The sequence below is a fragment of the Microcoleus sp. w1-18aA5 genome, from assembly GCF_036701705.1.
In the GTDB taxonomy this organism is placed as follows: domain Bacteria; phylum Cyanobacteriota; class Cyanobacteriia; order Cyanobacteriales; family Microcoleaceae; genus Microcoleus.
This window is the reverse complement of the sequence record NZ_JAUPTE010000028.1, coordinates 60612-71024: the sequence shown is the minus strand read 5'-3', so window position 1 is coordinate 71024 and position 10413 is coordinate 60612. Positions and strand designations below refer to the sequence as shown.

Sequence of the window (10413 nt, the reverse complement as noted above, 5' to 3'; positions counted from 1 at the left end):
TAAAATCTAAAATCTAAAATCTAAAATCTAAAATCTAAAATCTAAAATCTAAAATCTAAAATCTAAAATCTAAAATCCACAATCCACAATCTAAAATCTAAAATCTAAAATCTAAAATCCACAATCCACAATCTAAAATCTAAAATCTAAAATCTAAAATCTAAAATCTAAAATCTAAAATCTAAAATCTAAAATCCACAATCCACAATCTAAAATCTAAAATCCACAATCCACAATCCACAATCTAAAATCTAAAATCCACAATCCACAATCTAAAATCCACAATCCACAATCTAAAATCTAAAATCCACAATCCACAATCTAAAATCTAAAATCTAAAATCTAAAATCGATTGATGGTATTTTCTAGTTTGTCGGCAATGCCTTCAACCCAGTTTTCATCTTGTTTTGTATAGCTGCGGGGCGCGTTAGCACCTAAGATTAAAACGCCTTGGCTGCCGATAGGTTGACAGATGACTCCTTGGGTATTTTCTGGCAAATAGTCAAATTCAATTTTGCCGGGATAAATATTGAGATTTACTAAATAAACTGGTTTATTTTTGTCGAGAACTCGCTGCAAAATCGGTCCTGGTTTGACTTCGGGATTGATGCCTAAAATACCGCGTCGCAATAAAACTTTTCCCTGATACACAATGACGATCGACCTTGTGGCGGTATTTGTCAACAGCAAACGCGACGCCCAGGCTAATTCTATTTTCACGGCATCCGGCAAATCCGGCGCAAATTCAAAACCTTCTTCGCCGATAAGTTTTACGGAATCGGGCGATCGCGCTTGCACCTGCTGCCACAGCAAACCTGTTAAAATCAGCAAAGCGCTGATAATTACTCCCAAAGCGTCCGATCGAGCTTGAGAATCTGTAATTTGCTCTGTCAGCAACCGATTTACCATTAGCAGCGTACCTGCTAACCCTCCTGCAACTAAGGGCAATTGCCGCAAAACTTTATTGGGATCAGATTTAGTCATTAGTCATTAGTCATTAGTCATTAGTCATTAGTCCTTAGTCATTGGTCATTGGTAATTGGTAGTTGGTAATTTAACTAATGCCAACTGCCAACTGCCAACTGCCAAGTGACTTTATCCTACTTCTCCAATTTCGACAATTCGCTGGAAGAGATAACCGGTGCCACGGGCGGTGAGAATTAATTCGGGATTGCTGGGGTCGTCTTCCAACTTTGCCCTCAGCCGCGAGATGTGAACGTCCACTACGCGGGTGTCTACGTGGCGTTCTGGCGTGTATCCCCACACTTCCTGCAAAATTTCTGATCGGGAAAAAGGCTCTCCAGAACGGCTGACAAGCAGTTCTAACAGGCTGAATTCCATGCCAGTGAGCCGAATTCGTTCGTCGCCTTTGTAAACTTGGCGCTTGTTGGTGTCAATCCTAATATTGGTGACGTGGATGACTCCGGAACTAGGAATTCCCGATGCGCCGTTTTTGTCAACCCTCCGCAGTACCGAACGGATGCGGGCTTCGAGTTCTTTGGGAGAGAAAGGTTTGACGACGTAATCGTCGGCACCCAATTCTAAACCGGTGATGCGATCGGCTACGTCTCCCAAAGCAGTTAGCATGATGATCGGTACGTCTGACTCTTTACGCAACTCCTGACAGACGCCATAACCGTCTAGCTTCGGCATCATCACGTCCAAAACCACTAAGTCGGGTTCGGTGTTGCGAAATGTTTCGAGAGCTTCTTCGCCGTCAGCAGCGGTGACGACATCGTAGCCAATCATGGAAAGGCGAGTCTCCAGAATGCGGCGGATACTGGCTTCGTCATCGACTACCAGAATTTTTTCTTTATGGTTTTCCAAGTTACCGAGCACTCCTTAAGTTACATTTCAGATAATGTTATTTTTTTGTACCCTATCATAGAAGACACAAATTGAATCATGGGCGGTGATCGGTCTGAAAGCTTGATAATTGCTTTAACTCAGACTTTTCTAAATTTTAAGGGTGACTATTTATCATAAAACAATGCCTAAGCCTCGAATACAATATATTTGTCGGGAATGCGGCTATGATTCACCACAATATTTTGGCAGATGTCCTAGCTGTCAGAAGTGGGATTCTTTTGACGAGCAGTTAGAGCAACCTACTGCTGGTGTGCCGCGGGCTGGTTTAACTGGGGTGACAACTAAGACAGTGGGCGGTTCGCCCCCTGATAAGTCGAAGGGTCAACCAAGGGTATCTTTCAGATTATCGCAGATTTCCGACCAAACTCAGTCTCGCTGGCCTTCTGGTTACGGGGAACTCGATCGAGTTTTGGGAGGGGGGATTGTTCCGGGCTCGCTGGTGTTGATTGGGGGGGAACCGGGAATCGGCAAATCGACGCTGCTGTTGCAGGTGGCGAATATGTTGGCCCGCAAGGATCGGATACTGTATGTGAGTGCGGAGGAGTCCGGCCAGCAGGTGAAGTTGCGATCGCAGCGTTTGGGCGTGGCTAATCCGGTTGATTTGTCAAGCAACGGCGGGCATAAATCCGGCAGCAACGGGGAAGCTAAAAGGGATTCCGAGGACAATTCAGCGGAGAATTTCTATTTGCTTCCAGAGACGGATTTAGAAGTTGTTTTGCGGGAGTTGGAAGCGCTGAAACCGAATGTAGCGGTGATTGACAGCATCCAAACTATTTATTTTGCTAGTTTAACATCGGCTCCGGGTTCGGTGGCTCAGGTGCGGGAATGTACGTCTGCTTTGATGCAGGTTGCGAAAAGGGAAAATATTACTTTATTTATTGTCGGTCACGTTACGAAAGATGGAGCTTTGGCCGGGCCGAGGGTTTTGGAACATTTGGTAGATACTGTACTGTATTTTGAGGGCGATCGCTTTGCTTCTCATCGACTTTTGCGATCGATGAAAAACCGTTTTGGCGCGACTCACGAAATCGGTGTTTTTGAAATGGTAGCCAACGGTTTGCGAGAAGTAGATAATCCGTCGGAGTTGTTTTTAGGGAATAGAGATGAATTTTCTCCCGGTACTTCGACGACTGTTACTTGCGAAGGAACTCGACCGATTTTAGTGGAAATTCAGGCGCTAGTCAGCCCTGCAAGTTTCGGTTCGCCTCGCCGCACTACTACTGGTGTGGACAATGCTAGATTGCAGCAAATTTTAGCTGTTTTGGAGAAAAGGGTGGGGATTCCTTTATCTAAATTAGATGTAATTTTGGCGACGGTGGGCGGGTTGAAGGTGGATGAACCGGCGGCGGATTTGGCGGTTGCGATCGCCGTTGTGGCCAGTTTTCGCGATCGGGTGGTTGATGCACGCACAGTTTTGCTTGGGGAAGTGGGTTTAGGGGGACAGGTGCGGCCGGTTTCCCAATTAGAGTTGCGGCTGAGGGAGGCGGCGAAATTGGGTTTCAAAAGGGCGATTATTCCTAAGAATCAACCGGTGCCAGAGTTAGGAATGGAGATTATTCCGGTGGCGAAAGTAATCGATGCCATTATTGCGGCGATTCCGGCTACTCCCGCTCAGTTGCAGTCTGCTGATATGGAGTTACAGTCGGTTGATTTGGAGGAAGATGATTTGTTGAATTGAGTTAGAATGGTCATGTTGGAAATTGAGAGTAAAAAGGCAGGAACTATGCTTCAAGTAGACATTTCTGAGGGAGAAAAAAAGCTTCTGGAATTCATCGAATCGGCGAAGAGAGGGGAAGAAATTGCGATTACTCAAGATAACCAGCCTGTTGTAAAATTGGTAGTAATTCCCAAACAAGCTAAACCCAATCGACAAGCCGGAAGTGCTAAAGGAATGGTTTGGATGTCCGATGATTTTGACGAACCGCTAGAAGAGTTTAAGGAGTACAGGTCATGAGGTTGTTGTTGGACACTCATGCCTTTATTTTGATGCTTATGCGCGGCTGTAGTGAATTAAGTTAGTGGAAAAATAAAGAGGCGAAGATGAAACAATTTAGAATCATCATTGAAAAACATTCCGATAATTATGTAGCCTATCCCCTTGGTATCAAAGGTGCCGTAGTTGGTGAAGGTGACACCTATGAAGAAGCCTTAGCTGATGTCAAGTCAGCTATTCGCTGCTACATCGAAGTATTTGGCAAAGAAACAATGGAAAACGAATCACCCGCGATCGAGACTTTTTTAGTAGAAGCAGAGGTGGCTATTTAATGTCAAAGTTTCCTGTCGATGCTTCTAAAAGACGAGTCATCAGAACATTTCAGTTGTTGGGTTTTCGGATTATTAGAGAACGTGAACATATTGTCATGGTGCGATAGAATCAGGATGGCACGTAGACTCCGTTAGTAATGCCTAACCACGAGCAAATAAAATCAGGGACACTGAGAGCAATTTGTACTCAGACGGGAATTTCTAGAGAGGAATTTTTAATAGCTTATGCACAAAGTTGAGTGCAGATGCTATTTACGATAACACTTGAAATATGTCAAATTAGAGATTGCCTTTTTTGAGGTGCATTTTCTTTCAATCAAACATGAAGAAATCAAAAAGACGTAAAAATCAGTGGTCAAATGAACTAAACGACATCATCCGAGGTGCATCGGGTGGCTTTTTGTTCGGGATTCCCCTGCTTTATACGATGGAGGTTTGGTGGATCGGTTCGCATACTACACCAGCGGAAATGTCGATCGCGATCGCAACTACTTTTATCGTCGTTTTCTTGTTGACTCGCACGGAAGGTTTTCGCAAAACTCAAGACATCCGCTGGCTAGAGGCTGCAATCGATACCGTAGAAGCGATGGCTATCGGCATTTTCTGCGCGGCTTTTGTCCTGTTTTTGCTCAGGGAAATTACGCCGGAGACTCCGCTGCAAGAAACTTTGGGGAAAATCATCTTTGAAGGTCTGCCGTTTGCGTTGGGAGTAGCCCTGGCAAACGGTTTCTTGAGCGGCGATCGCTATCAAAGCTCAGACAGCGAAAAGGAACCTACCATTAATGCAACTGTAGCAGATATCGGCGCTACTTTAATCGGCGCGATGATAATTGCTTTCAACATCGCCCCAACTGACGAAATTCCCATGCTAGCAGCAGGTATTTCGCCACCTAGACAATTAGCAATTATCGCCGCTTCGCTGCTAATTTCCTACGGTATTGTATTTGTAGCAGGCTTTACTTATCAAGCAAAACGACAGCAGCAGCAAGGGATTTTTCAGCGTCCCCTCAGCGAAACTGTCATGGCCTATTTAGTGTCGCTGGCTGCTTCTGCATTTATGATGTTTTTCTTCCACAAACTCAGTTTTGACGACCCGTGGTCGATTTGGTTAAACTATACGTTAGTATTGGGACTGCCCGCGGCTGTTGGTGGCGCGGCGGGAAGGTTAGCGGTATGAGTGAAAGTAATAACGAACAGCAAGAAAAAAGAACTCCTGCTGAATGGGTGACATTTGCGATCGCCTGCTTGATCCTTTTTACCCTCACCGGACTGGTAATCTACAACTGGGTGACTAAAAAGCAGGAACCTCCGGTTATTTCTGTCACTCGGAACACACCAATTCGCGAAAATCAAGGGCAATTTTACGTACCGTTTACAGTGACAAACACGGGCGGCGAAACGGCTGAATCAGTGCAAATTATTGCCGAATTGCGCGTAAATGGCGAAGTTGTAGAATCCGGCGATCAACAAATTGATTTTTTGTCAACCGGCGAAACTCAAGAAGGAGCTTTTATTTTCAGCCGCAACCCCAGTCAAGGTGAGTTGATTGTGCGATCGAGCAGCTACAAACTGCCTTAACACAGATAAAACTCGGCGGTTAAAACCTTTTCACCTCTGTGCAATCTTCCTCTTCCTTCGCGCCCTTAGCGTCTTCGCGGTTCGTTCAATCTAAAAACCCCCTTGCGCGTTGGCATTTATTGCTATATTCCGCGCAGGCGCGATTTCAATCGCTTTGGAATAGCGATCGACCTACCGCTTCACCACATTATTTTCCCACTTCCAAACACAGCTAGAAATCAAATTCGTACAGATATGAGCCGTAATTGGCACTAACAAATTCCCAGTAGCTAAAACGCTGTAACCCAACAGCAATCCGACAGCAGTTGCCCAAACAGCATAAGGCCACTGATCCATGCCTCCCAAGTGCAGAATGCCGAAACAAAAACTCGATAAAACTATACCGGTAACATTCAATCCCAAAGCAGACAGCATCACGCCTCGAAATAGCAATTCTTCGCTAAGTCCGGGCAGGAGTCCCAGCCAAATCAAATCTGGCCAAAACAAAGGTTTGAGCACTACTTCCAAGTAAACGTCTGCACTCCGGCGATAACCCGGCCAGAGGTGATAAACGATCGCACTCCCACCTGTAATTGCCAGTCCGATCGCAAATCCTTTGAGCAAGTCCATTCCTATCAATTTGACTGGCAAAAGTGATACCGATCCAAATAGCAACCACAATTTAGCAACAGCCAGCAACATAATTGCTGTCACGCCCATTGCTATTAAAACTTGGGTGCGCGTCAAGGGTTCAATTTCAGGATTTCCGGGAAGTTTTTCTGCCACTTAATCACTTTTAGATTTGAGGTTTGAGATTTTAGATTTGTTTTGTTGAGTCAGACAAACAACGCAGGGAGGAGATTTCTGCACCCAAGGAAGCTGGACTGATGCCGGCCCGCAAAGCGACCAAAACTCCGATCGCCTCTAAATATGAGTTTACCTGCAAAGCTTTGATTCCGAGTTTTTCTGAAGTCGCCTGCATCTGGGTTTTGTTGTCGCCCACAGCGATGATTTGTACGGACGATCGCCCACTCAAACTCAGAATAGCACTGCCGCCGCAGGCTGTGGCGGGTATCACTACCGCATCGACTCGATCAGCGGTAATTGATAATTGATTGTGCTGCTGGCTTTCTGGCGCTACCAATTGGGGAGCTTTGCCCAGGCCGGCAAGCACGCAAGGTAGGAAAGTATAGCCGATTTCCTCAGCAGCAGATCGCGGGGACAGGTGCGGATCGAGGGGAAGTGGGGAAAGCGCAGGGGCGTGAGCACAGGGGATTTTAAACGTCCTGACGATGAGGTGGCTGATCACAGCTTCGGCGCCGGCGAGGGGGTCAACTCCTTTGCCGCGGCGGTAGTTTTCGAGGGCGAGGCTGCCTTCATCGTCGGGAAATCTCGCTACAACTGCGATCGCCTCTACTCTTGCTTGTTTGATTAATTTTTCTGCTGCGCGCAATAAACTGTCGGGATTGCCGATTGTCCCCCAGGATGCCCCTGATTCAGAAATACGCAATTCTACTTGCAGAGGGCGATCGGTTAAAACACAATCAGTTATATTCAAGCCCAATGTAGCTCTCGCTGCATCAGCCGCTTGCAAGTGCCGCAACTGCAAGTCTGGTTCGATCGCGGAATCTAGGATTAAGCCGATGCGATTTTGATGTACCGGTTGCAGTCCCCAGCATCCGGCAGCAAATTTGTCAAGGGCGTAACCTTCAACGTAGAGGGCGTTAGGTATCGGCCAATAAAGTTGAGCGCCGTTGAGGACGTTGGGGTGAGTGATCAGGGTGTCTGAAATTTGGGCGATCGCCCTAGCGACCGGCAGCGCATCTCCTGCAAACCCACCAATCGAGGCTCCAACGCCTGTGGGGACTATCAAAACCACTGTCAAAGGGCGGGGGTTCACGATGTTGCGGGGGATGCTTCCACGAGCACGTAGCCTTCTACCACAGCCTTTTGCCGATCGACATCCACGTCTGTGACTGCCCACCGCAGGGGTTCGCCGTACTTTTGCAGTTCAATTTCAATAGCCGAGTGCAGTTGCTCGGCGGTCTCGTGGAGGTCAACTTCTGCGGAAATGAAATGGGTGGTCATAGGGCGATCCATAGTGGTTTTACCGCTAACGGTACTTAGGTCAATTTTAGCTTAGTCCTAGGATTTACCGAATTGGCGATCGTACACAATGTCTTCTTTTTCTGTTTCTATCTTCAAGTTCGATCGGGGATAAGCAACGCACAGCAACACATAACCTTCTGCCTGAAGTTCGGGACTCACGCCCATGCCATCAACTTGATCGACTTGACCCTCAATAATTTTAGCAGCGCAAGTAGTACAAACACCCGCATTGCAAGAACTCGGCAACTCAATGCCGGCAGCGTTGGCGGCGCGGAGAATTTGTTTATCTTCGGGTACTTCTACGGTATAGGTAGAGCCTTGGTGGATCAATTCAACAGTGTAAGTCTTAGACATATATCAATTATTGGTTTTAATTCCCCAATTGGAATTTACGCTAGATGTGGAAACAAAGCAATCAGTATTTTACCGCTGTTTGTGCTTTTTTGCAATTTTACAACTCCATTTTTTATTGATATTTTTTTTTATTAAATGGCTGGGCGAGCGAGTGGCATTTTGTCAATGACTTTTTCACAAATTATTACAAGCCTCACGGCCGAACTGTGCCACAAAGCACTTATACCTAATTAATTTTTTGCCTTCAAGCCAACAACTCATCAACCGCAAGACTAAAACCCGGCAGCACTAGCTGAGTGCTGACTGTAGAACCCAGGTTAAAAGTTAACTTTTGAGTTTGAGTCATTATCATTATCCAGCGACTTTCTGGAAAAACTATCCAAACTTCCAGACAACCCGAATCTAAATACTCTTGTGCTTTAAGAAAAATCTCTTCCGCACTATCAGTAGGAGAAACTATTTCAGCAATTAACGGCGGGCTTTGAGGCAAAGTAGGAACATCGCCATATTGAGCAACAAGTTCAGCAGTCAGATAAGCTACATCAGGACGGCGCACTCGCCTGTCTGTACGACAAGGAACTTCTGTATAAACTTCGCCGCCTTGTCCGCTAGAATCTTTGTAATTTCCCCAAGAACGATCTAGTCTAGATTGGATTCGACTGTGTTTTACTGTCATGCCATTTTTCTCCGCGATTTGCCCGTCCACCCATTCCATATCGTCGGGGGGATTAGCCATAAAGTCTTCTAGAGAAACATTTTCTGATAAAACGGCAGCCATTACCATAGCCATTTACTCCCTTTTGCAGAATTCACTGATATTGTAGCAATCAATTGGTAATTGGGAATTGGGAATTGGGAATTGGGAATTGGGAATTGGGAATTGGAACTAACAAATAACCTATGCCCTATGCCCCATGCCCCATGCCCAATTTACTCAATATTAATTTGATTGGGAGGCTTAGGTTGATTCGGTGGCTCATCCTTCAAAGTTTTACGCCCAGAACTAGCATACTCCTTGTACATTTCCACAAACATCTTGGTTAACTGTTGCAAAGAAAGTTGTTCGCCATTAACTTGAGCTTTCATGTAAGCTTTAAGCACTTCAATGTAAGCCAAACCGAGGGCAAGCGTGAGAGTTGCTGCGGTTGCACCGGAGATAGCACCGCCGACAACTGTACCCGCACCAGGAATCATTTTAATCAAATTAGTAACAATACTTCTGCCGACAGCAGTAACCCCGCCAGCGCCGCTAATAGCAGACAGCATCGCCGAAATAAAGCCCTTATCAAAGGGCATTCCAAAAATCACAGTAATATTAGCAATCATTGCCGTTTGCATCGTCATCAAAATCGGCGCATCAGCAAACGGTACAGGAGTCGCACCGACAATAGCAGAACCTGCAACATAAGCACTTAAATACTTAAATGCCATATCGGATTTGAGCGCAATATTAGCAATTTGTTCTTTAACAAAAGCTTTTTTAGCTACTTCCGGCAGCAGTTGAAAAGTTGCATCTACCAACTTATCTAAACCGTGAGATTTTACTGTATAATCCTCATCTATTTCTTCCGGTTCAGCCATCACAGGGATGATTTGACTGACTGGCAAATTCATGTGTTCCAGTTGCTTGAAAAATTCCCCCGGCTTTTTAGATGTCGTCTGAGTCAGCACTAAAAGAACTGGTACATCTTTGACTTCCATTTCTTTTAGCCAGTTTTCCTCGACAGATTCTATTCTATTGGCGTTGTGATTAATGCAGTACCAAATGACGTGAATGTGTTCTTTTGGGTGCAGGAGTCTTTGGTCTTCAATCAGTTTAGCAACGTTTAATTGAATAATTTTAATTTGTTCGGCGTTGAGTTCGAGTCCGGGAGTATCGTAGACTGTAATTGGGCAATTCGGTTTGGTATATTGGCGAATGCCTTGAGTGATGGGGCGGCCGACTCCGGTTTCTGCTAAGCGTTGGCGAAAAACGGAATTTATCAGGGTACTTTTGCCGACGCCGGTTTTGCCGATGACTAAAACATTGCACTGTCCCACTTGGTTTTCTGCGTCTTTGAAGGCGTAGTAACTTCTATTTAAAAGCTCGTCTAAGGAAAAGTCGTCTGACATGGCGGTTTGCTCCGATAAGGGTGGGATATTAATTCAATACCACCGAATAGAATTCCGATGCTCTACAAACGAAGTCCGCGAAGGCGGACTGAGGATTCTTAAACATATTGTAGCAATTTGATTTCAGAACTGGTGCAACGGCTAGAG

13 protein-coding genes are annotated in these 10413 nt (G+C 45.5%); 5 read left to right on the top strand and 8 right to left on the bottom strand.

The window, feature by feature from the left end; translation table 11 throughout:
• Window positions 1-342 precede the first annotated feature (342 nt).
• A complete protein-coding gene (locus Q5691_RS12800; protein ID WP_333217002.1) occupies window positions 343-984 on the bottom strand; it encodes a cofactor assembly of complex C subunit B in 642 nt (213 codons plus the stop codon).
• Window positions 985-1095: 111 nt separating this feature from the next.
• Window positions 1096-1827 carry a response regulator transcription factor RpaB gene (gene rpaB / locus Q5691_RS12795; protein WP_071587789.1) on the bottom strand — a complete coding sequence of 244 codons (732 nt, stop codon included), beginning with the start codon at window positions 1825-1827 and terminating at the stop codon, window positions 1096-1098.
• 163 nt (window positions 1828-1990) lie between these two features.
• On the opposite strand from rpaB, the gene radA reads away from it, so the two are divergent.
• From radA to Q5691_RS12770, 5 genes are all read left to right on the top strand, one after another.
• The gene (gene radA / locus Q5691_RS12790; protein WP_333345093.1) at window positions 1991-3547 is read left to right on the top strand and encodes a DNA repair protein RadA; all 1557 of its coding nucleotides are present in this window, start codon (window positions 1991-1993) and stop codon (window positions 3545-3547) included.
• 45 nt (window positions 3548-3592) lie between these two features.
• Window positions 3593-3823 (top strand): DUF2281 domain-containing protein, encoded by a 231-nt coding sequence (locus Q5691_RS12785; protein WP_333345091.1) that lies wholly within the window; start codon window positions 3593-3595, stop codon window positions 3821-3823.
• Window positions 3824-3909: 86 nt separating this feature from the next.
• Window positions 3910-4134, top strand: a complete 225-nt coding sequence (locus tag Q5691_RS12780; protein WP_333345089.1) for a hypothetical protein — start codon at window positions 3910-3912, stop codon at window positions 4132-4134.
• Window positions 4135-4456: 322 nt separating this feature from the next.
• Window positions 4457-5311, top strand: coding sequence for a TIGR02587 family membrane protein (locus Q5691_RS12775; RefSeq protein WP_333216949.1), 855 nt, complete (start codon window positions 4457-4459; stop codon window positions 5309-5311).
• On the top strand, window positions 5308-5712 hold the full coding sequence (locus Q5691_RS12770; protein WP_333216951.1) for a TIGR02588 family protein: 405 nt from the start codon (window positions 5308-5310) through the stop codon (window positions 5710-5712). The genes Q5691_RS12775 and Q5691_RS12770 overlap by 4 nt, the downstream gene beginning before the upstream one ends.
• A 171-nt stretch (window positions 5713-5883) precedes the next feature.
• Here Q5691_RS12770 and Q5691_RS12765 read toward each other — a convergent pair whose 3' ends face one another.
• From Q5691_RS12765 to Q5691_RS12740, 6 genes are all read right to left on the bottom strand, one after another.
• Entirely contained in the window at window positions 5884-6477 is a 594-nt protein-coding gene (locus tag Q5691_RS12765; RefSeq protein ID WP_333216953.1) for a CPBP family intramembrane glutamic endopeptidase, read from the bottom strand.
• A 31-nt stretch (window positions 6478-6508) separates the two neighbouring features.
• Window positions 6509-7591, bottom strand: coding sequence for a DUF3326 domain-containing protein (locus Q5691_RS12760; RefSeq protein ID WP_333216955.1), 1083 nt, complete (start codon window positions 7589-7591; stop codon window positions 6509-6511).
• Window positions 7588-7779, bottom strand: coding sequence for a hypothetical protein (locus tag Q5691_RS12755; RefSeq protein WP_190738159.1), 192 nt, complete (start codon window positions 7777-7779; stop codon window positions 7588-7590). Before Q5691_RS12755 ends, Q5691_RS12760 begins: the two co-directional genes overlap by 4 nt.
• A gap of 57 nt (window positions 7780-7836) precedes the next feature.
• The gene (locus Q5691_RS12750; RefSeq protein ID WP_333054544.1) at window positions 7837-8154 is read right to left on the bottom strand and encodes a 2Fe-2S iron-sulfur cluster-binding protein; all 318 of its coding nucleotides are present in this window, start codon (window positions 8152-8154) and stop codon (window positions 7837-7839) included.
• Between the two features lie 244 nt (window positions 8155-8398).
• Window positions 8399-8944 (bottom strand): Uma2 family endonuclease, encoded by a 546-nt coding sequence (locus tag Q5691_RS12745; RefSeq protein ID WP_333345087.1) that lies wholly within the window; start codon window positions 8942-8944, stop codon window positions 8399-8401.
• Window positions 8945-9084: 140 nt separating this feature from the next.
• On the bottom strand, window positions 9085-10266 hold the full coding sequence (locus tag Q5691_RS12740; RefSeq protein ID WP_333345085.1) for a GTPase: 1182 nt from the start codon (window positions 10264-10266) through the stop codon (window positions 9085-9087).
• Window positions 10267-10413: the final 147 nt, after the last annotated feature.

What these genes read in the sequence shown, in the direction of transcription:
- Q5691_RS12800 (WP_333217002.1), bottom strand. Translation starts at nt 984, where the DNA reads ATGACTAAATCTGATCCCAATAAAGTTTTGCGGCAATTGCCCTTAGTT.
- radA (WP_333345093.1), top strand. Translation starts at nt 1,991, where the DNA reads ATGCCTAAGCCTCGAATACAATATATTTGTCGGGAATGCGGCTATGAT.
- Q5691_RS12785 (WP_333345091.1), top strand. Translation starts at nt 3,593, where the DNA reads ATGCTTCAAGTAGACATTTCTGAGGGAGAAAAAAAGCTTCTGGAATTC.
- Q5691_RS12780 (WP_333345089.1), top strand. Translation starts at nt 3,910, where the DNA reads ATGAAACAATTTAGAATCATCATTGAAAAACATTCCGATAATTATGTA.
- Q5691_RS12775 (WP_333216949.1), top strand. Translation starts at nt 4,457, where the DNA reads ATGAAGAAATCAAAAAGACGTAAAAATCAGTGGTCAAATGAACTAAAC.
- Q5691_RS12770 (WP_333216951.1), top strand. Translation starts at nt 5,308, where the DNA reads ATGAGTGAAAGTAATAACGAACAGCAAGAAAAAAGAACTCCTGCTGAA.
- Q5691_RS12755 (WP_190738159.1), bottom strand. Translation starts at nt 7,779, where the DNA reads ATGACCACCCATTTCATTTCCGCAGAAGTTGACCTCCACGAGACCGCC.
- Q5691_RS12750 (WP_333054544.1), bottom strand. Translation starts at nt 8,154, where the DNA reads ATGTCTAAGACTTACACTGTTGAATTGATCCACCAAGGCTCTACCTAT.
- Q5691_RS12745 (WP_333345087.1), bottom strand. Translation starts at nt 8,944, where the DNA reads ATGGCTATGGTAATGGCTGCCGTTTTATCAGAAAATGTTTCTCTAGAA.
- Q5691_RS12740 (WP_333345085.1), bottom strand. Translation starts at nt 10,266, where the DNA reads ATGTCAGACGACTTTTCCTTAGACGAGCTTTTAAATAGAAGTTACTAC.